At 35.2% G+C, this 20,206-nt stretch carries 18 protein-coding genes and 1 pseudogene; 11 read left to right on the forward strand and 8 right to left on the reverse strand.

Features of this window, described 5'->3' with window-relative positions:
• The first annotated feature begins 7 nt into the window (after positions 1–7).
• Positions 8–829 (forward strand): S1C family serine protease, encoded by an 822-nt coding sequence (locus HLX49_RS07185; protein ID WP_296361091.1) that lies wholly within the window; start codon positions 8–10, stop codon positions 827–829.
• Between the two features lie 218 nt (positions 830–1,047).
• Here the strand turns inward: HLX49_RS07185 and HLX49_RS07190 are convergent, their stop codons facing one another.
• A complete protein-coding gene (locus HLX49_RS07190) occupies positions 1,048–2,625 on the reverse strand; it encodes a BCCT family transporter (protein WP_077702993.1) in 1,578 nt (525 codons plus the stop codon).
• Positions 2,626–3,917: 1,292 nt separating this feature from the next.
• On the opposite strand from HLX49_RS07190, the gene sigI reads away from it, so the two are divergent.
• Together sigI and HLX49_RS07200 are read left to right on the forward strand one after the other, a co-directional pair.
• A complete protein-coding gene (sigI, locus tag HLX49_RS07195) occupies positions 3,918–4,646 on the forward strand; it encodes an RNA polymerase sigma-I factor (RefSeq protein ID WP_077702995.1) in 729 nt (242 codons plus the stop codon).
• On the forward strand, positions 4,643–5,386 hold the full coding sequence (locus tag HLX49_RS07200; RefSeq protein WP_101933671.1) for an anti-sigma factor domain-containing protein: 744 nt from the start codon (positions 4,643–4,645) through the stop codon (positions 5,384–5,386). Before sigI ends, HLX49_RS07200 begins: the two co-directional genes overlap by 4 nt.
• Before the next feature lie 57 nt (positions 5,387–5,443).
• On the opposite strand, the gene HLX49_RS07205 is transcribed toward HLX49_RS07200, so the two are convergent.
• On the reverse strand, positions 5,444–5,680 hold the full coding sequence (locus HLX49_RS07205; RefSeq protein WP_077702997.1) for a YhdB family protein: 237 nt from the start codon (positions 5,678–5,680) through the stop codon (positions 5,444–5,446).
• Between the two features lie 309 nt (positions 5,681–5,989).
• On the opposite strand from HLX49_RS07205, the gene HLX49_RS07210 reads away from it, so the two are divergent.
• The 5 genes and pseudogenes from HLX49_RS07210 to map all read left to right on the forward strand — a co-directional run bounded on the left by HLX49_RS07210 (position 5,990) and on the right by map (position 10,466).
• Complete coding sequence (locus HLX49_RS07210; protein WP_077702998.1) at positions 5,990–6,610, forward strand: YhcN/YlaJ family sporulation lipoprotein; 621 nt, start codon at positions 5,990–5,992, stop codon at positions 6,608–6,610.
• 165 nt (positions 6,611–6,775) lie between these two features.
• Positions 6,776–8,143, forward strand: a complete 1,368-nt coding sequence (locus HLX49_RS07215) for a dipeptidase (RefSeq protein WP_296361092.1) — start codon at positions 6,776–6,778, stop codon at positions 8,141–8,143.
• Positions 8,144–8,246: 103 nt separating this feature from the next.
• Positions 8,247–9,005, forward strand: coding sequence for a (S)-benzoin forming benzil reductase (locus tag HLX49_RS07220; RefSeq protein ID WP_296361093.1), 759 nt, complete (start codon positions 8,247–8,249; stop codon positions 9,003–9,005).
• Positions 9,006–9,147: 142 nt separating this feature from the next.
• Positions 9,148–9,234, forward strand: a pseudogene (locus HLX49_RS07225) (YjcZ family sporulation protein); the annotation flags it as partial.
• A gap of 479 nt (positions 9,235–9,713) precedes the next feature.
• Complete coding sequence (gene map / locus HLX49_RS07230; protein WP_077703002.1) at positions 9,714–10,466, forward strand: type I methionyl aminopeptidase; 753 nt, start codon at positions 9,714–9,716, stop codon at positions 10,464–10,466.
• A gap of 308 nt (positions 10,467–10,774) precedes the next feature.
• Here map and nhaC read toward each other — a convergent pair whose 3' ends face one another.
• On the reverse strand, positions 10,775–12,151 hold the full coding sequence (nhaC, locus tag HLX49_RS07235; protein WP_077703003.1) for a Na+/H+ antiporter NhaC: 1,377 nt from the start codon (positions 12,149–12,151) through the stop codon (positions 10,775–10,777).
• Positions 12,152–12,877: 726 nt separating this feature from the next.
• Here nhaC and HLX49_RS17080 point away from each other — a divergent pair.
• Positions 12,878–13,117, forward strand: a complete 240-nt coding sequence (locus HLX49_RS17080; protein ID WP_367112729.1) for an AzlC family ABC transporter permease — start codon at positions 12,878–12,880, stop codon at positions 13,115–13,117.
• A 408-nt stretch (positions 13,118–13,525) separates the two neighbouring features.
• Here HLX49_RS17080 and HLX49_RS07245 read toward each other — a convergent pair whose 3' ends face one another.
• Positions 13,526–14,398, reverse strand: coding sequence for a cation diffusion facilitator family transporter (locus HLX49_RS07245; RefSeq protein ID WP_077703004.1), 873 nt, complete (start codon positions 14,396–14,398; stop codon positions 13,526–13,528).
• A gap of 317 nt (positions 14,399–14,715) precedes the next feature.
• Here HLX49_RS07245 and HLX49_RS07250 point away from each other — a divergent pair, with 317 nt between their 5' ends.
• Complete coding sequence (locus tag HLX49_RS07250; protein WP_077703005.1) at positions 14,716–14,949, forward strand: IDEAL domain-containing protein; 234 nt, start codon at positions 14,716–14,718, stop codon at positions 14,947–14,949.
• A gap of 110 nt (positions 14,950–15,059) precedes the next feature.
• On the opposite strand, the gene HLX49_RS07255 is transcribed toward HLX49_RS07250, so the two are convergent.
• From HLX49_RS07255 to HLX49_RS07265, 3 genes are read right to left on the reverse strand one after another with little or no spacing between them, the layout of a single operon-like run.
• Positions 15,060–16,085, reverse strand: coding sequence for an alpha/beta hydrolase family protein (locus HLX49_RS07255; protein WP_296361094.1), 1,026 nt, complete (start codon positions 16,083–16,085; stop codon positions 15,060–15,062).
• Entirely contained in the window at positions 16,082–16,690 is a 609-nt protein-coding gene (locus HLX49_RS07260) for a GNAT family N-acetyltransferase (RefSeq protein WP_296361095.1), read from the reverse strand. Before HLX49_RS07260 ends, HLX49_RS07255 begins: the two co-directional genes overlap by 4 nt.
• 21 nt (positions 16,691–16,711) lie before the next feature.
• Positions 16,712–17,440 carry a MerR family transcriptional regulator gene (locus HLX49_RS07265; protein ID WP_077703008.1) on the reverse strand — a complete coding sequence of 243 codons (729 nt, stop codon included), beginning with the start codon at positions 17,438–17,440 and terminating at the stop codon, positions 16,712–16,714.
• Positions 17,441–17,822: 382 nt separating this feature from the next.
• Here HLX49_RS07265 and HLX49_RS07270 point away from each other — a divergent pair, with 382 nt between their 5' ends.
• Positions 17,823–19,112: an MFS transporter gene (locus tag HLX49_RS07270; protein WP_296361096.1), complete on the forward strand. Its 1,290-nt coding sequence runs from the start codon at positions 17,823–17,825 to the stop codon at positions 19,110–19,112.
• A 31-nt stretch (positions 19,113–19,143) separates the two neighbouring features.
• Here HLX49_RS07270 and HLX49_RS07275 read toward each other — a convergent pair whose 3' ends face one another.
• The gene (locus HLX49_RS07275) at positions 19,144–20,058 is read right to left on the reverse strand and encodes a zinc dependent phospholipase C family protein (RefSeq protein WP_077703010.1); all 915 of its coding nucleotides are present in this window, start codon (positions 20,056–20,058) and stop codon (positions 19,144–19,146) included.
• Between the last annotated feature and the right edge of the window lie 148 nt (positions 20,059–20,206).

Raw genomic sequence — 20,206 nt, forward strand, 5'->3', positions numbered from 1 at the left:
GTGGCTTATGGATAAAAATGAAGAGCAAAAGCATGATATTATAGATGAAGATTTATATGAAGAAATAGATGAAGAAGAACTATATGAACTTGTGCAGAAGGAAAAAGAGAAAGCACTGGCAAGAGAAAGAGAAGCTAAAGAGAACAAACGCTCAAAGCGTCCATTTCCTAAATGGGTGTTCTGGCTAATTGCATTGATGCTATTATTAAATGTTGTTGCTCTTCTTCCTCAGACGTTTTCTATTCCGGCGATAGATTTTCTTTACAAGTCAGCCAAGCTCTCGTTACAGGATGATGTACAAACGTACAAACAAGCAGTTGTAACGATTGAAACAAAGGACTCTAAAGGTACAGGCTTCTCCATAACATCAGATGGGATCATTTTAACAAATTACCATGTGGTAGAAGGGGAAGAGAAAGTTGCCGTTGCTTTTCCAGAAGATGGATTACATGAAGCAGAAGTAAAGGAAACGCACCCAACTATTGATTTAGCCGTTTTGCAAGCAGATGTAAAAGATATCCCATTTTTGAAATTGGCCAAAGAGACAGCTGTGCAACCAGATCAACCGATTCGTTTTATAGGTAATCCGCTAAATTTTAATGGAATTGCCAACGAAGGGAAAATTATTGATTACGCATCGCTTAGCACATGGGAAGAAAAAGTGGTAATGATCGAAGCTCCGGTGTATCGTGGAAATAGTGGCAGCCCTGTATTAAATGAATCTGGAGAAGTGATTGGAATTATCTTTGCGACATTAGATGATGAAAAGCATGGAAAAGTAGGTTTGTTTTATCCGATTCATTATTATTATGAATATACAACAAATTAGGAGGTAGCTCATACGGATAGATGCATAAAAACAAAATGAAAGTATGTATATAATCCCTCGTTCATGCTTTTTAAAAAGATGCCTTAAGATCCCCTTAAGGTAGACAGATTAAAATTTAAAATCTGTTATCACCTTCAGGGGAGTTTTTTTATGTATAAGAAAAACGAAGGTGTTTTTCCGCTATAAGGTTTGGCGAAAAGACCCGTTTTTCTAACATGTTATTGCTTTTCTCTTTTTTCTTTTCCAGTGATGAAGATGGTTGGAGACTTAAATTCCCTCGACATACGCAAGTCATAATTAGAAGCTTTAACAAATGACCACGCTAATAGAAACATGATGAAAATTAGTGGGAAACCAGCAACAATACTAGCTGTTTGCAATGTTTCTAAATCGCCGATAAACATTAAGACAAGCGGTAGTAAACAGAGCATAAATGCCCAAAATAAACGGTTCCAACGTAATGGTTCTCCCGTTACTTGTTTTTGAACAACAGATGCCAAAATATAAGATGAGGAGTCAAATGTAGTTGCTAAAAATAGAATAGCTAAAATAGAGAAAGCAGCGACAACAATATTGGACATAGGCAACTGGTGAAGGACTTCAATAATGGCTGCTGGAGCACCGTATTCATTCATAAAGCTAATAACATCGAACGCCCCCGTTAGTTGAAGATAGAGACCGAAATTGCCAAGTATACCAAAGAATAGGACACATCCGAATGTGCCGTATATCATCGTTCCTAAAACCATTTCTTTAATAGTGCGCCCTCTGGAAATACGGGCGACAAATAAACCTACAAATGGTGCATATACAACCCACCAAGCCCAATAAAAAACAGTCCATGACTCAGGAAAACCTGTTTCAGTAAATCCGCCAAAATCTCTAAATGGTTCTAACCATGTAGCCATTCGAAAGAAATTATCAGCTAGAATTCCTAGACTATTAAAAGTTGTTTCGCTAATAAACAAAGTTGGTCCAAATATAAAAACAAATGCCATCAAGAGAATGGTTAACCAAATACTGATATCACTTAGCACTTTAATCCCCCGGCGTAATCCAGAATAAGCACTAATTGCAAAAATAATTGTACATAATATCATAATGGCTGCTTTTAAGCCTAATGTAACAGGGATACCTGTTAAGTCATGGACACCTTCAGCAATCATAGGAGTTCCTAAAGCTAATGTTGTACCTGCGCCACCCATAAGGCCAAATATAAATAAAATATCAATAATATTGCCTATCGGTCCATCAACAAACTTTCCTAAAACAGGTCGCACTGCTTCACTTACTTTTAACACAGGTTTTTTTCGTACATAGTAAAAATAAGCAATTGGTAAAGCAGGTAATGTGTAAATAGCCCAAGCAATAGGTCCCCAGTGAAAGATTCCATAAGCAGAGGCCCATTCTACAGCTTCATTTGATTTCGGAGTTGCACCAAATGGGGGTCCTTGGTAATAGTAAGCCCATTCTATCATTCCCCAATATAGAATACTGGAACCAATACCAGCAGCAAATAACATAGCAGCCCAAGAAAATGTGCTAAATTCTTTCTTATCCTCTCTATTTCCTAACTTTATACGTCCGTTTTTACTAAAAGCGACATAAATTAAAAAAAGGAAACAGAAAAGCCCGATTAATAAATAAAGAATTCCAAAGTTACTTGTCATAAAGTTATTGGCTAAACCTATAACTTCAGCTCCAGCCTCTGGGAAAAATATAAGCGGTAGGGAAACCCCTAATAAAATCACCAGTGCCCCTAAAAATGTTGGCCAATCAATTAGTTTAAATCGCATTCAAAATCAAACACCTTTCTATTATTAATGTCATATTTTGCCGATTTTTAAGGACTCTATTAGCTTAACAAAGTAGGCATAAACAAACAACTGGCAAAAAAGTTCATAAAATAATTATTTTAAATGATTTATAAGATTTACGTTTGAGAATAGTTCATTTCCTTAGATATACTTTTATTTACTGCTAATACGTAGCAGTATATTCGATAAATTACGTAAGACATTATCTCTATCATCTTTGCACTGTAAGAAAGCATAAATTGCAGTTTATAGAATAAGCTGATTTTACTAAAAAGTGAAATGTTTTTTGGTGGAACAAAAAAAGTATGCAAGTATGAGGCATATTCTTAATAAAATGTACGACTAAGCTGGTGTTATTTGCACTATAGGGATAATGTAAGGAATTATAAAATGAGTAAACGGACAGCTTTTATGACTATAAATCAATATGTCCAGGTCTTCTACATAAAGCTAATGCTGAATGAAAAAGCTGCGGGGACCAATCATTTGGAGACAACGCATGTGATCTTGTTACATAATAGTCATGCCTATTTAAACAAATTGTAACGATTTTGTGATAGCTAATAGACTAGCGATACGTTAAGATATAGTAACTTGTCTGATTAAAGATAAATTTATTTTTCACTGTAAGAAAGCATAAAATTTTTAGGGTTTATAGTTTAAGAAAAACGACGCGTTTTATCGTCATAAAGACTTTGGCGATAGCCAAAGTCTTCTAATGTACTATATGAAAGTAGAAAATTTTAAGATTGATAGTCTAGTCTTAACTACGGTTTTACCATAAACATGTGGAAATAAGGACTTTAAAAATAAAGCAATAAATTTCGCTTTAGATTCGTTAAAGGCTATGTTTTTAAGATAAATAAAAAGTTTAAAATTAGATGCTTAGGGATAACGAAAAAACCGAACAACCACGTCCGGCTCCATCGCCCAGCAACTAGGCGACTTCACTCCATTGAATCGTTCTATTCGCTACGTTGCTAAACGGGCTCCCCGAGCCTTTGTTCTGAAAACGGCGAAAATTGTCGAATGCAGATGTATTTTAATCAATATTTGCTTAATAATATTTATAAAGATGGTGAAAACATCATGAAATATATAAAGGCTTTAAATAATTTTAAAAAATCGGCACTCATTTTTCAAAAACGAAGTAAAAATTTAACTATAAACAAATGTAGGGATCTTTTTGGACAACTTCTGATGAAGGAGAATACGCCCAAAAAAGTTTGTAGCAAAACGAAATTTATATTATTCAAGGGGGCTTTTCCTATATGTTAAATCATATAAAAAAAGACGCACCTCTTGAAGAACTGGTTGTAATGGCACAACATGGTGAGCAATCCGTTCAAAATTATTTACTTAAAACGTATCAGCCATTTGTCGCAAAATGTGTTTCAGAAGTGTGTAAACGTTACATAGATATAGCAAACGACGATGAATTTAGTATAGGGCTCTGGGCATTTAATGAGGCAATTAAATCATATAATAGGGAAAGGGGGAGCTCTTTTTTAGGGTTCGCGAAACTAGTTATTAAACGAAAAGTAATTGATTATATTCGCTATACACAAAAGAATCCTACTGTGTTATCGTTAGATGAAATATACGATGCAGATTTATTAGAAAATCCCACCGAAATACTAGCCGTAAAGAAACAGTATCAATTGGCACAAGATTCTTGGCATAGAAAGCAGGAAATTTTAGATTTTAAAGAGAAACTAAAAGTGTACAAGCTAAGTTTAGCTGAGCTAACGGAAGTAGCTCCAAAGCATCGAGATGCGAGAGAGTCTGCCATTCATACAGCTAAGGTATTGTATGAAGATAAACCTTTAAGAGATTACGTATTAGCAAAACGTAAGTTACCAATTAAACAACTTGTTAAAAAAGTCGATATAAGTAAAAAGACAATTGAGCGAAACAGAAAGTATATTTTAGCTGTTTTTATTGTGCTTACAGAAGATTATTTATATTTAAAGGACTATTTAAAGGTGGTGAAGCAGTGAATAAAGGAATAATTATGGAAAAGCGCCGTGAGTATATGATTGTACTGACTAAAGATGGCGCTTTTCATAAAGCTATACCAATAAAAGGTGTAGATATAGGTATGGAGGTGTGTTTTGACCCACTTTCAGATCAAAGGAAGCTGATGTTTATGCAACGAAAGAAGCAGCATCATAACTTTTTTAGCTTCCTTGCCTTTGTAAGTATGATATGTTTATTTGTATTGCCTTTTTATTTTGTAGCGGATAATAATAGAGTTTATGCTTATGTAGGAATTGATATCAATCCTAATCCTAGTATTGAATTTAAACTGGATGAGGATTTACATGTACAAGGAATACGTTCAATTAATGACGAAGCTAAACGAATATCTCAACACTTAATGAATTATAAAGACAAAAATGCAATCGATGTTATTCCATTATTTATTGAAAAGGTAGAACAAGCAGGTTTGACCAATAAGAATAAGCAGGTGATTATAGGAATTAGTTCGTTACAAGAAACAGACGTAACTTTGTTTGAAGAATTAAAGGAAAAATCAGTTTCTTTACAGGGATGGAAAATAACTACTGTGAAAGTCCCAAATGAAATTAGAAATGTAGCAGAAGCGCAAAACTTATCTATGAATGAGTTAATGGCAAAAGAACTTGCAGAAAAAAACCCCATGCGTATCCAGTTTAAAAACGTGGAAGAATTGAAAGAGGAAGACAGAGCAATTATACAATCATTTTATAATTACTAATTAACAACAATTACGTTGTTAATTATAAGAGAGCTGCTGTTTATAACAGCAGCTCTCTTATAATTTCATAACTGTCGAAGGGTCATACTTCATAGCGTGGTCTAGATAGTAAAGTAAATTGTCATGCGATTCCATTATTTTTCTTTCATCAAGGGAGTAGTGGAAAGCATGTAAAAATAATTGGATTTTTTTCGACAACATGTCATCATTTGTTCGAACCATAAGTACGAGCAAATCGTCCCAGTATCCCCAAAGTGTATAGTAAAGTGCTTTATCATAGTCAGGTATATCCATATTTTTTCCCCTCCTTAAAGATAAGGGTTACTTCCCCCATATAAATCCTACGCTTTTTTCTTGATGGGAAAAAAGCGAAGCAGTAATTCATTCAAAACCAGTTAAGCAGGACCTATCATAAAGGTATTAAGATGGAGTGGAGATAAAAAATCTCAGCATAGAGGATTTCCTTCTTTTTTAGCATTCCCGTATTATATATATATTGTCTAAAAGAAAAATGGTGTATTTGCCATAAAAAGGTGGTTAGAGAACGTATAATCCTTTTATTTTGCTCCATACTAAGGGCAAAACAAAGGAGGTAGAACATAGATGAAACTGAAACTATTTACTTTCATCGCGATTCTTGGTTTAGTATTAGCAGGATGTATGAATGGTAATGACACCAATAAGGAAAATGATACGGCTAATGATAATGTAGAACAGACAAGGTACAATAATACGGGGGATGGCATGACTGGTGACCGAGATTACGACATGACAAGACAAGCGGAGCGTGATCAAGAAAGAAACAATAACCGTAATAATGAAAGCCGTTATGAAGTATCAAAGGAGTCTGCTGAGAGAATCACAGAAGAAATTGATGAGATTGACACAGCATATGTATTGACAATGGATAACAATGCATACGTTGCAGCAGGGTTAGATACCAATGATACGAACGTAGAAAACAAAAACAAAGGAAACAATACGGCAAATAATATGAACAATGTAGATGAAGGTAATGATCTCACAAATGATGTGAAATCTAGAGTGAAGCAAATTGTTCAATCCGTTGATGCTGATATTGACAATGTATATGTCTCGACAAACCCAGACTTCGTTAATTTAACACAAAACTATGCAAACGATGTGGAGAATGGTGAACCTGTTGAAGGATTTTTTGACCAATTTGGCAATATGGTAGAACGATTATTTCCGCAAAACCGCTAATTAAAAGGAGTAAGCCTTAAAAAGAGGTTTACTCCTATTTAATTAGTACAAAATTTCCCGGGAAATGATAATGCTGTATAAATACGGAATAAAAAATGTGCCCCCTTTAGTAATATAATGAGAATATGCTAAAATATATATAATTATCCTAAAGGGGGCTCCGTCATGAGTGAGCAAGTATTGCAATACTTGAAGACTAATCGAGCGTATTTTCTGAAACGGCTTTTTGAATTTTTAGAGATACCTAGCATTAGCACAGATAGCAATTATAAGAAAGATATGGAAAAAGCAGCAGACTTCATTGTTACATATTTGCAAGAGATTGGCTTTGGCTCAGCTGAGAAACAGCCAACAAATAACCATCCGCTTGTTTATGGTGAATACAATGGTGCTGGAAAAGATGCGCCGACAGTGTTGTTCTATGGACATTATGATGTGCAACCAGCTGATCCAATGGAATTATGGCATAGTAACCCATTCCAACCAGAAATTAGAGACGGAAGGCTATATGCACGAGGTGCAAGTGACGACAAGGGACAAGTATTTATGCATTTGGCCGTATTTGAAGCTTTTTTAAAAACAGAAGGAAAACTACCTGTGAACGTTAAAGTATGTATTGAAGGTGAAGAAGAAATTGGTAGTGAGAATTTATATAACATATTGCAAGAACACCAAGAACAGTTTTCGGCAGATTTTGCAGTGATATCTGATTCGGGGATGGTTGCTAAAAATCAGCCAACCATTTTGTATGGCTTAAAAGGATTCACAGGATTGGAGATTACCGTAAAAGGGCCGGACCATGATTTACATTCTGGCATGTATGGTGGGGCAATTAGAAATCCAATTATGGCATTAAGCCACATTTTATCCTCCATGAAAAATGAAGAAGAGTTTATTACAGTCGATGGCTTTTATGATGATGTAGAGCCTTTATCAAGTAAAGAGAGAAAAATGATGGCAGCTGTACCTAGTGAAGATTTTGCTAAGTCCGCTGGTGTAAATCAAACTGTTTCCGAAAAAGGATATACACCCGTCGAACATACAATGGGCCGTCCAACTTTTGAAGTGAATGGAATATTTGGTGGTTACCAAGGAGAAGGAACGAAGACAATTATTCCCTCTTCTGCAACAGCTAAAATTACTTGCCGCTTAGTCCCAGGGCAAGATCCTGAGATAGTCCAAAAATTATTGGAAGATCATATTTATAAGGTAGCGCCTTCCGGTGTGGAAGTTCATGTGGAAAAAGAAAAGTTATCCGCTAAAGCTTATAAAGTAGAACCAGATCATCCGTTAATAAAAAAAGCAGCAGAAGCATATTCAAAAGCTTTTCAAGCTGAGACAGTGTATGTAAGAATGGGAGGTTCCATACCTGTAGTAGAGTGGGTGGAAGCAATATATGGGATGCCTATTGTATTACTAGGTTTTGGAACGCCAGAAGATCGTCTCCATTCACCTAATGAAAGTTTTCCTTTGGATAGCTTTGATAAAGGGATGGAAACCATTGTCTATTACTGGAATTCAGTAGGTAATTAAAGGAGACTTTGTTAACTGTCTAATTAAAGTAGTTATCTCAACTAAATGAATAATTTTTGCAAGTAACATATGTAAACATTTTTTTACGAGAGGGGGATAGGTCATGGATTATGCAATTGTTACAGGAGCTTCACAAGGATTGGGAAAAGAAATAGCTAAGTTGCTATTGAGTTATGGAGTATATGTAATCGGTATCTCCCGAAGTAAGATTACTGATTTACACAGTGTAGCTGATAAATATAAGGTTACCTTTCAAAGTATTGCTTATGATTTAGTGGATGTAGCGAATCTAGAAGTTCTTCTTGATACAATCACTACAAAGCATATGAAAAATGACGTTAGAAAGCTTTATCTTGTGAATAATGCAGCTGTTATTGAACCGATTAATCAGGGAACTCATATATTACCTACGTCTTTAAATTACCATTTTCAGATTAATGCTGTCGCGCCAATGGCATTAACGAATTTGTTCTTACAGTTTGCGAGTCAAAAACAAATTCCACTAACTTGTTTAACAGTGACTTCTGGTGCTGCTGAGAAACCGACGTTTGGATGGACTGCTTATTGTAGTTCTAAGGCTAGTGTAAACATGTATACAAAAACCATTGCTAAAGAGCAAGATGAGCTAAATACGAAACATACTATCATTGCTTTCAGTCCAGGTGTTATGGATACGGAGATGCAAGCACAAATTCGTTCCAGTGAAAAATCTGCATTTCAAGCAGTAGACACATTTAAAGCGTACTATGAAAATAAACGGTTGCAACATGCAGAAAAAATCGCCTCTATAGCTACAGAGATCATGTTAGACAATAAAATAGAAAACGGACGAATATATTATGCACGTGATTATTTATCTTAAAGGCTAACGTCAAGATTTTGGAAGAAGTTTAAGTCAAGTTTTTCTAATTATGAATATATGCTGCCCATATTTTACTGTTTCTCTCCCATTTTTTATTAATTGTCATATAATACATTAGTTAGTGAAAAGAGGAGGGGACTGAATGGGTAAAGAAGGTTACGGCTATGGCGGAGGTTTCGCCTTATTAGTTGTACTATTTATTTTATTAATTATTATCGGTACTGCTTACACTGGCTATGGATGTTGCTATAAAAATGCAGAGAATACTCTCTGCATTTTTGTACTATAGGAAAGTATAAAAGTTTAAAGGTTTATAGTTTAAGAAAAACTATAGCTTTTACCATAATACTTGGCAATAAGTCAAGCTACTCGTATGCATACTTATATTGCTATAATGTATCTAATTCGTTTTAGATTTTCTTCATTTATGATACACTTTTATATGGGTGAAAATCGCAAACGAAAAGTACAATCATTCACTAGTACGTTATCCTACAATTCTCTGATTGTAGACTACAAACTTGTTTATTACTGGCAGTTGGATCATCTGCAACTTCTCCTGTTTAATGAAGTAGATGTCTTACTGCCAGTTGTATGCACAAATGTAATAAAGTGACGGTGTATTTCTATTGTATACGTACCTTGAATAGTTGCTTTAAGGCAAAAAAATTGACTATCTAAAGACGAACAGGAAAGAGAGGAAATGTAATGATTACAAGAAAAAGTAAACGTGAAATAGAAAAAATGCAAAAAGCTGCTGATGTGTTAGTAAAATGCCATAAAGAAATTGCCAAAATAATAAAGCCTGGAATTACGACGATGGAGATTGATGCATTTACAGAATCATTTTTAAAGAAACATGGTGCAACTCCTGAGCAAAAAGGGTTTAATGGATACCCTTATGCTATATGTGCCTCCATTAACGATGAAATTTGTCATGGTTTTCCTCGCCACGAAAAGCTAAAGGATGGGGATATTGTAACGATTGATATGGTTGTAAACGTCGATGGAGGGCTTGCCGACTCTGCATGGACATATGCGATTGGGAATGTAGATGAGAAAGGTCTTCGATTGATGGAAGTTACAAAAACATCGCTGTATAAAGGGATAGAGCAAGCACGTGCTGGCAAGAGAATTGGCGACATTGGTCACGCCATTCAGCAATATGCAGAAGGGGAGGGCTTTTCCGTTGTGCGCGATTTCACTGGTCACGGTATTGGTCCAACCCTACATGAAGATCCACACATCCCTCATTTTGGGTTACCAAATAAAGGGTTACGTTTAAAAGAAGGGATGGTTATTACAATAGAACCGATGATTAATGAGGGAAGCTGGCATAGTCAAATGGATAGCAATAATTGGACTGCCAGAACCATTGATCAGGGTCGTTCTGCACAGTATGAGCATACGATAGTAATAACAAAAGATGAACCCATTATACTTACAGAGCAAGATAAATGATTTTTAGAAAAACTACGGCGATCGCCAAGTTGTTATGGCTGTAGCCGTATTTTTTCTTATATTATAAATTAAAAAAACGTATAATTTTCTATCCCTTTCTCCAATTATTTTATATCAAAAAATTGGTTATGATAAAGTCGATGTAGCAAATGTGAAATTTGTAAAGTCGCATTATTATAATTTCGCTTGAGTTTCATGAAAAAGTCGCTGAAGTTCACAACTATCCACGAGTTGCTACATCTTTTTATCATTGCTACTGTTTTTTATTGCTTTGGTTTCATACGGTATTGAAAGTGAAAGCATCTTGTTTATTTTTTAGAAGCTTCAAAGGACTTCCCGCTGAAAAACATCGTAATAATTGGGCTTAACAGGCAGAAAAAAGCAAATGGTAAATAGGTTAAGACAGAGACACCTAGAACATCAGCAATAAATACCCCACATACACTCCATGGTACGAGTGGATTAATAACTGTCCCAGCATCTTCTAAAGTACGTGCTAGCACTTTTTTCGGTAGTTTCGCTTTTGTGTAAATCGTTTTGTACGTTTCGCCTGTTAGCATGATCGAGAGATATTGTTCACCAATTAAAATATTAACTCCAATAGCTGTTGCTGCTGTTGAAACGACAATAGAACGGACGCGTTTTAATTTTTCTTGTAATGCTAATAGTAATGTAGGAATGATTCCAGTTACAAATAATAGCCCACCAAACCCTAAAGCCAAAATAACTAAGGAAATCGTAAACAGCATACTGTTAATTCCACCTTTTGTAAGTAGTGAATTAACTGGCTCAAAATCTGTTGTTGCAGTGTAACCATTAAACCAAATGCTCCAAATTTCATTCCACGCTAGATTGCTTGTAATGGCGGCAAAAGCCGTAGCAACTAAGCTACTCAGCGAAATAGAAATGAAAGCTGGTATCCGGAAATACGTACAAATTATTAGCACAATTAGAGGAATCCAAGAAGTCCAATGAATTAAATTCGTTGCCTCCAAAGCTTCTTGATACGCTTTTCCACTTCCGATAGATGTTGAAGTTGCTTCTGGTGAGAGAAGAGCGAATATAATAAACGAAATAATAAAGGCAGGAATTGTCGTTAAACTAATATGCTTAATATGCTCAAACAAATCTACACCTACTACAGTTGATGCAAGATTTGTCGTATCGGAAAGGGGTGACATTTTATCTCCAAAAAAAGCTCCTGAAACAATAGCACCTGCTGTAATTGCCATCGATGCTCCCATAGCATCCCCCATACCAATAAAAGCTACTCCAATTGTGGCAGTTGTTGTTAATGAACTTCCCATAGAGACGCCGATGATTGCTGTAATCGAAAATACAACAGAATAGAACCAAGTAGTGCCAATAAAAGAAAAGCCAAGGTTAATGAGTGCTGGAATAGTGCCACTAATCATCCAACTGCTAATTAGAATACCGATGACAAAAAATAGAAATACAGCACCCATTCCCGTTTTAGCACCTTCTACTAGACCATGTTGTAAATCAATAAACGATATCTTGCGAATAAGACCGTAGGCAAGTAATAGAAAAATACCTAAAATAATTGGAATATGTGGATTTGTCCCCAACTTAATAATAAAGAAGCTAATTAAACTAACAATGATAATAAAAAATGCAATGGCACCTACTAAAGTTGGTTGATGTTTTGGTTGAATTGGAAACATGATTATCATTCCTTTCTGTCTGTCTTTGAAGTTATTTTTTTGCACCATAGGCAAGCATAAGATTTTTAGTTTGTAGTATAAGAAAAAACAAGGCTATCTTCATCAAGGCTTGGCGATAGCCAAGTTTTTCAAATAATTGTTAGATGTATATAATCGTATTAATGCGAAAAAGGCATTATTTAAATACAAAAAAGCCCCATCCCTAATGAAGGGACGAAGCTTAACTCCGCGTTACCACCCAACTTGCTGGTATATACACCAGCCGCTCGATTTATTCTACCTTTTACAAGCGAATGTGTACTTCGATCAAATTCCTGCCAGAGTTTACACCAACCACTCTGTCTCTATCATAGCTGCTCAGAAAATGTCTACTAAATCATTCAAGGTTGTATTATGTTGTTTTCAGGTAAGTCATATTTGATGTTTAAAAATTCTGTGTCCATTCAAATGAAGCGTGCACGCTTATTTTTACACTATAGCCAAATTCTTCAAAAATCATTGTTGCAACAAAATAATTTTTGAAGATTATTATTGAATATAACTGTGAATTGCAATTTTGTCAATACAAAATATACAGAAGTTAATCTTTTTAATTTATTTACTTTAAGGTATAATAGCAAGAATTATATTTTGGGGGGGGGAACGTATTAGGTACAAAATATACAGAAGTATATAATGAATCTCATCAGCTATGATACAAAGAGGTTTGTTAAGGGCTTTCCCATTATGGTTGGATATATTCCAATAGCAATTACATACGGTGAATTGGCAAAACAGGCAGGGGCGTCGCTAACAGAATGGACATTAGTGAGCGTGCTTGTGTTTGCTGGAGCTAGTCAATTTATGGGGGAGAATATGATAGCGGTAGGAGCCGGAGCACTTGAATTAATTGTGCTCAATTTTCATGAGTTTGTCTTTTATGATATTAAAATGGAAACTTCCCATGTCGATGGGGCTAACAGATGAAATTTTTGCAGTTACAGCTATGTATCCAAAAAAAGCAAGCATCAAGCATGGCGTTTATTTTTATGGTGCAATTTTTCTCACTGCCTTTTTCTCATGGGTTATCGGTTTTTGAATTTGGAGGTAGGTCTATTTTTGAGCTTATGTATGTGCTTGTATACATGACCTTCCTCTAAAAAATGCCATGTCTTGTGGTGAGGGTAGAAGTGCGTAACATGCAAAAACCCACCACTCAAAAATTTCTCTTACAGAACTAGACAGGGGAACAATGTGCTACTACTGACACCGTAACAAGACATAGGGGATGGGGTAAGCAATACAGAAGAACATTCCCCCCACCGTCAATTTTAAACCTTTTACTTTCTTCTGTGGAGAACCTATAAGATTTAATTTAAAAATGATCGATTTTTTCTAAAAAGTTTGGTAAGGTTCAATGTGAATTTGCGCATGAGTAATATGGTGTTCTTTATATAAATATCTTTCAATTCGTTCGGTAATAGCATGGCTTTCTTCTACATTAAGGTTTGGGTCAACCAATATTGTAATATCAATAAATGCTTGATTACCGTGAATTCTTCCTTTAATATCATACAACTGTTTTACATCAGGGTCTTTTAATACACTTAATTTTATTTTTTCTATTTGTTTCTCATCAAAACCATCTGTTAATGTATGTGTAGCATCTTTAAAAATATCCCAAGCTGTTTTACAAATAATAAAACCTACAACTAATCCTGCTATTGGGTCTAGCCAAAACAAGCCAAACTGAGCACCGATAATGCCGATAAAAGCACCAATACTAACTAATGCGTCGGAGCGGTTATCTTGAGCAGCCGCATATAATGCAGAACTTGCAACAGCTTTGGAAAGACGTAAATTGTAAAAATAAACCATAAACATGATGATAGCAGCTACTAGTGCTGTCCAAGCTGTTAGCATATCAGGCTGGACATAATGTTGCTTTAAGATAGATTGGACTGTTTCTATAATTACTTGAATTCCTACTAACATCATAATAAAAGCAGCAAATAAAGAAGCAATCGTTTCTGCTCGGAAATGCCCATAATGATGATCCTCATCTGGTGGTTTGCGAGATATTTTTAGACCGATTAAAACAGCTATGGAAGCAACAACATCTGATGCGTTGTTTAATCCATCGGCACGTAAAGCTTCAGAATTTCCAAGTGCAGCAACTACTAATTTGCTAGCAGCCAATACGATATATGCAAAGATGCTTATCCAAGCCCCTTTTTCTCCCTTTTTTAAGTTATCCGAATGATTCATTATACGGACCTCCTGTTTTCTGGCACATAACTGCACGTTTGATGTACGATTTAGTTTCAGCTGAACATATGTGAACGATACATCTTTAAACAACTTCTTTCCCTATTCGAAAGTCCCCAACTATACCTTTAAGATTCTACCAAAGGCGTTGCTGGTGAGTCTAGAGAAAAATTGAAGCATGCAACTATATGTATTGAGTGAGTGGAAGGATGTTTCATTAGGGAAAAAGAGGAAATTTTGCTTTTTCGTCACTTACCTATTGAAATTTTTCTAAAAATTTAGGATAATAGTGAAAAGGAACAAGGGGGAAGTGTTCCATGAAAAAGCAGAAGATTGTATACCAATTCTTTCGATACAATGGAAAAAAGGTAAAAGCGAAACGAGAAATTACGTTTGAACTGCGATTGTCTAGTCGTCTGCTTTTGGATGAAATATGTTTTAATTATAATAAGGCATATCTTGAGAAACAAATTAATCGTTCCATTGATGAAGGGAATAAAAATGCTTTTGTGAAATGGAGTAAAGCGTATAAAACCTTCCTTTGGGAATAATTAGTAAATGTAGCTGCCTTGCCAGTTTGGTAGGGCGGCTTTTTTGGTGATTTTTATCAGATATGAATGGAAAGGTAAATTAAACGTTGAATATGCCCTTCTTTTGAATGTTAATCTACGGTCTTTTGGATCCAATCTACTAACGTAAACAGCGCCCCATCCGCATAAATCCGATCTCCCCATAAAAGAGCGTCACGTGTCAAGTCTTCCCGTTGTGTATTATATTTAGCATCTAAAAGTTCGTGAGTAGCATTCGGTAGCATCACCAATTCATAATTTGTCTTGCCCATATCATTGAAAATCGCTTTATATGTGTTATAACTCTCTTGTGCGTCCACATTTAAGTCGTTTTCACCGAATAATCCAAGAAAAGGTACTTGAATATCTTTTATACCATCCGTTGCGTTTGCCTCGTGGTTAAGATAAGCAAATTGAAAACGCTCTTTTGACATAGGTTTTCCATAAGCCATTTGGTTTACAAAATTCACGTAGTCTTCATACGCGTTTTGTGCAATTAAAGTATCTAATTTTCTAATATCCTTTAAATATGCCAGCTTTTCCTGTTTAGTAAATCCTTTTTGATTGGCGATATGACTTTCATAGTAAATGTGTTGCTCCATCCAATCGATAGCTCCACCAATAACGACCATGAAATCCATTTTCGTTTTATCTTTTGCGAGTTCAGATGTTACCCATCCGCCTTGCGAAAACCCTATAACGCCAATGGTATTAACTTGCGTTTCTTTTCGAAGCATTTGCATAGCAGATTCAATTTCCTTTGCCCTATCTTCCATAGTTTGAGAGAGCCAATCGCCTTCAGAGTCTCCTATCCCTGCTTTATCAAAAGAGAAACAAGCAATATTGTTTTTTAATAAAGCGTTCATTATAAATGCATAGTCCCCATTTGAAGTCCGATTTTGTGGTCCGTCTCCATGTATAAACACAGCAACATCATATGGTGGGGGGGACTTAGGTAAATATAACGACCCGGATAACTTTACTCCAGAAGCTTGGAACTTCATAGGAACTTCCTGTTGGGATTGAATCTCGAATTCATTAAACCGAGAAATAAGGAAAACAACAATTAAAATTACGCCAATACCTACGCCTAATGTAAGTTTTGCACGAATGTTCATTTCTTTTCCTTTTCGCGTATTGGTAATACCATTGCTGAAAATCCGCTTACACCAAATAAATCTGCCGCCCATCGAGGCATTTTTTCGTGTTTTTTTTGTACAAATCCAAGCCGTTCGTAGAGTGCTTTAGCCCGTGGGTTTTCATCAATAACGTGCAATTTTATACTTTCATACCCTTCTGATTTTACAAAGGTGAATAACGCTTCGAAAAGTTGACTACCGATGCCTCTGCCACGATAAGTAGACTCAATAGCAACACCGTTCATTAGTAATTGTTTGGCATTGTCCGATTTGTGATTAAAAAGCAATTGTAATAAAGATGCTTTATAGATCCCTCGAATAGCACCAAATGTTTTAATGAAGCTAGAAATCTTTAATTTTATCAAAGCTTGATTGTCAATGTGAAACCCCATTAGTCCTACCAATTGGTTGTTTTCGTTGTAGGCACCAAAACAAAACTGAGAATCCATACATTGTTCAAGTAGACCTTCAATAACCTCTCTATTACCCACGACTTTGGAAAATTTTCGCTCAAAAGCTTCGCTATATAATTTTGCTGCTCTTTGTCTATTGGATTCCTCAAACCCTTTTTTAATCGTATACATTTTATAGTCTCCTTTAATAATTTAATTGTGTAATGCCAGCATAAGGCGTCCTGCTAAATGGTGCCCTAGGGAAATGGATGGTTTCGACAATACCGTCAAAAGAGCATAATCTTTCGTATTATACTTTTTATTTGCCGCATAAGCGAGCAACTTTTTTAAGGATTGTTCGATTGCTTCTTCATTATTAAATGAAAAGTAACAGCATAAATATAACTGATCTTCCAGTGAAAGGGAGTCTTCCGATTCTTGTAATGCGTTTATTTTTCCCATAACAAATTCTTCATCTTGGAGAAGCCAAGCTGTATCGTCATCCTCTAAAAAATCAGTTAGAGAAATTTCATTGTTAAAGTAAGGGTTAAACCACCCTGTAATTTTTTCCATTACAATCGAAGAGCTAGCTTTAGTATGGAAATTTTTTGAGGCAATAATTGCTTCATCCAGCTCTCTTTTTATATTTTGAAGCTCCGTAATATGACTTTCCAGCATTTTAGATGTATCTAGCATTAAATCAAGATTATTTTCAATAGAATTATCTTGATGAATTTTCAAGATATTATCTATGGACATTCCGCACGCTCTAAGCAAAACAATACCTTTTAAGCGTAATATTGATTCTGTATCAAAATAACGGTAACCATTTTCTAATCGATCTATTTTAGGAAGTAAACCAACTTTTTCATAATAGTGAATGGTATGAATCGAGATTTGAAGCAGTTTTGCTACTTCGCCAATAGAGTATGTATCTTTCATCTTGGACCTCCTCGTAGATGTGTTATTCCGTTGTCTGTTTACAATTTGTCGTATTATCGTACGTCTTTGGCTTATAGTATATACCCTAGAGTTACTCTAAGGTCAATAGCAAAAAATCGAATCGTACAAAAAATTTCCATTTATAATACGTCATTGTTAAAATATGAGTAAAAACAAAATCATTAGAATATTGTATAAATATAACTGTTCATGTATTAAAACATGGTTTACAATAAAAATAAAGTCCTGCATAAGAACAAGAAAAATATATCTATAACCTGAAAGGAGATGTTACTTTGGATAGAAGTGTTAAATTTTTGTAAATAACCGACGTTTTCATTCGTACTTTTGTTATGCTAATTGAAAAGGAGGTTGAAGCAAAATGAAGAAAAAGACCACCCTTAGTTGGGTGCTTTACGATTTTGGTAATTCTGCTTTTGCAACAACGGTTATGGCGGCGGTTTTACCGGTTTTTTATTATGATGTCGCAGCAGTTGGTGCAAATCAAGATTTAGCGGCTAGCTTTTGGGGGTATTCTCAATCTATTGCTGTGTTAATCGTAGCTATTTTAGCACCAATCTTAGGGGCAATTAGTGATTATTCAGCTGCGAAAAAGCGTTTTTTGCAGTTTTTTGCATATATGGGAATGATCGCTAGCATTTTACTTGCTTTCGTTGGTGAAGGAGACTACATATTTGCATCTATACTACTCATTATTGGAACGATTGGGTTTTCAGGGGGGAATGTTTTTTACGATGCATTTTTACCTGAAATCGCCAAAGAAGGCGATATGGACAAAGTGTCTGCTGCAGGTTTTGCTTGGGGATATATAGGTGGCGGAGTGCTCTTAGCGATTAACATACTAATGATTTTAAAGTTTGATTGGTTTGGAATTGCAAATGCTACAGCGGCGAGTCAGCTAGCTTTTGTAACCGTCGGAATATGGTGGTTTTTATTTTCACTTCCACTTTTTCGTAATATTCACGAAGAAAAGAAACAAGTTGTAAAAAGGGATAAATCGTATGTAGCTATTGGTTTTTCTAGAGTTGTTACTACATTTAAAGATATAAAACAATACAAGCAATTATTAATCTTTTTATTAGCTTTCTGGATGTATAATGATGGCATCTCTACTATTATAAAAATGGCTACCATTTATGGAAGAGACATTGGAATAGATGGAAACAGTTTAATTGTAGCTTTATTAATTACTCAATTTATAGGCATTCCTTGTACTTTTTTCTTTGGGTGGCTTGCGAGTAAAATAACTGCAAAAAAAGCCTTGTTGATTTCTTTATATGCATATACAGGTATCGTATTACTTGGATATTTCATGACATCAGCTTTGCATTTTTATTTGCTTGCTATTTGTGTAGGGGTTGTACAAGGGGGAGCACAGTCATTAAGTAGATCGATTTATGGTCGTATGGTCCCGGAACATAAGCACGCTGAGTTTTTTGGTTTTTACGGTATTTCCTCTAAGTTTGCTGCTATTTTTGGGCCGTTCTTATTTGGACTTGTGGGGCAGCTTTTAGGATCAAGCCGTTATGGAATTATCTCTTTACTCGTCTTTTTCATTGGCGGTATCCTTTTATTAAGGTTTGTGAATATAGAAAAAGGTATTGCGGACGCTGCAAGGCAAAACCCCGCTTCAGAAGCTGGGGTTTACTAAAATAGTTACATGCAAAGTGCATGATATGTACCTATACGATTGGATCAGCATATTGGTTGGCTAGTTTTAGCGCAAGACTCTTGCCTGTATCATAAGATATATTGCCAATTTGAAGAGCTAACTCATGATACAGCTCATCATGTTGTTCTTTCCAATAACTATGAACAGTAGTTAAAATTTTTACCCCTTCTGCTTTTGCCTGTTGATATAGTTCAATAAAGCTTTTGTTGCTTGGTTCTCTTGTTGCGGGGTGATACCAAGTATTTTTTTGCTCATTTAAATAATCCTTCTTATTTTCCACTGGTTGTTGATGAGAATAGGATGAAATAAGGGAAGGGAGAAGACGGTTCTTCCACCCATATGGATCTGATAATATTTTTAAGGCTAATTTCATATCTTTATATGATTTTTGAATATAGAATGGAGTTGCTTTTAATTCTGGATAGTGTTTATTAATTATTTGATAAAGTAAGTGAACAATTTGTTTATCTAATTTTCTTCCAACGTCAATTTCTTTATAAACCGGCGTTTTCCATGTCTTTAAGTTGTTGAACTTATGCAGCATCAACGTATCAATAATGATTTCTAATTTTTGGTGTTTATTCCCTTCATAACCTGCGTAGTAATGAATGTATGGATGTGTATTGCGATCCAATATATGATGTGTAATAAAGCCAAATACATAAGCTTTTACTTGGTTATCCTTTCTTTTAGCTGTGTGTATTAAATCAAGTAAAAATGGCCCACATTTTGTTTCATGTAATGCTAAGCCTATTTCTTGAGCTTTTCCTTCTTTCATCCATGGCCAAAAACGGTGATAAAAGAAAGGATCAGGCCCTTGGGCGCCTAATTTCATCATGGGTTCGTAACTTGGAAATTGATGTGTTTTTGTTACCGCATCAGCCATTTCTTCACAAAACATAATATGAGTCCAAATATTGGGCACGATTGAATCCTCCTTTAAAGTATTCTCTAACAAAAGCAAATATCCTTACTGTGCATAAAATTTATGGAAGGCATCTTTTACATATTATAAAAGATATTCTTCAAAGAAGGGAATAAAAAGCCCGTACAATTTTGTGTCCTATAGAAAA

It is taken from the genome of Virgibacillus sp., from assembly GCF_013393565.1.
Lineage (GTDB): Bacteria > Bacillota > Bacilli > Bacillales > Amphibacillaceae > Virgibacillus > Virgibacillus dokdonensis.

Bases quoted from the DNA above. Each gene is read 5' to 3' on its own strand.
- HLX49_RS07255 (WP_296361094.1), bottom strand. From the start codon at position 16,085: ATGAACATTCGTGCAAAACTTACATTAGGCGTAGGTATTGGCGTAATT.
- nhaC (WP_077703003.1), bottom strand. From the start codon at position 12,151: ATGTTTCCAATTCAACCAAAACATCAACCAACTTTAGTAGGTGCCATT.
- HLX49_RS07215 (WP_296361092.1), top strand. From the start codon at position 6,776: ATGAGTGAGCAAGTATTGCAATACTTGAAGACTAATCGAGCGTATTTT.
- HLX49_RS07245 (WP_077703004.1), bottom strand. From the start codon at position 14,398: ATGAATCATTCGGATAACTTAAAAAAGGGAGAAAAAGGGGCTTGGATA.
- HLX49_RS07270 (WP_296361096.1), top strand. From the start codon at position 17,823: ATGAAGAAAAAGACCACCCTTAGTTGGGTGCTTTACGATTTTGGTAAT.
- HLX49_RS07260 (WP_296361095.1), bottom strand. From the start codon at position 16,690: ATGTATACGATTAAAAAAGGGTTTGAGGAATCCAATAGACAAAGAGCA.
- sigI (WP_077702995.1), top strand. From the start codon at position 3,918: ATGTTAAATCATATAAAAAAAGACGCACCTCTTGAAGAACTGGTTGTA.
- HLX49_RS07185 (WP_296361091.1), top strand. From the start codon at position 8: ATGGATAAAAATGAAGAGCAAAAGCATGATATTATAGATGAAGATTTA.
- HLX49_RS07265 (WP_077703008.1), bottom strand. From the start codon at position 17,440: ATGAAAGATACATACTCTATTGGCGAAGTAGCAAAACTGCTTCAAATC.
- HLX49_RS07250 (WP_077703005.1), top strand. From the start codon at position 14,716: ATGAAAAAGCAGAAGATTGTATACCAATTCTTTCGATACAATGGAAAA.
- HLX49_RS07190 (WP_077702993.1), bottom strand. From the start codon at position 2,625: ATGCGATTTAAACTAATTGATTGGCCAACATTTTTAGGGGCACTGGTG.
- map (WP_077703002.1), top strand. From the start codon at position 9,714: ATGATTACAAGAAAAAGTAAACGTGAAATAGAAAAAATGCAAAAAGCT.
- HLX49_RS07205 (WP_077702997.1), bottom strand. From the start codon at position 5,680: ATGGATATACCTGACTATGATAAAGCACTTTACTATACACTTTGGGGA.
- HLX49_RS07210 (WP_077702998.1), top strand. From the start codon at position 5,990: ATGAAACTGAAACTATTTACTTTCATCGCGATTCTTGGTTTAGTATTA.
- HLX49_RS07220 (WP_296361093.1), top strand. From the start codon at position 8,247: ATGGATTATGCAATTGTTACAGGAGCTTCACAAGGATTGGGAAAAGAA.
- HLX49_RS17080 (WP_367112729.1), top strand. From the start codon at position 12,878: ATGGTTGGATATATTCCAATAGCAATTACATACGGTGAATTGGCAAAA.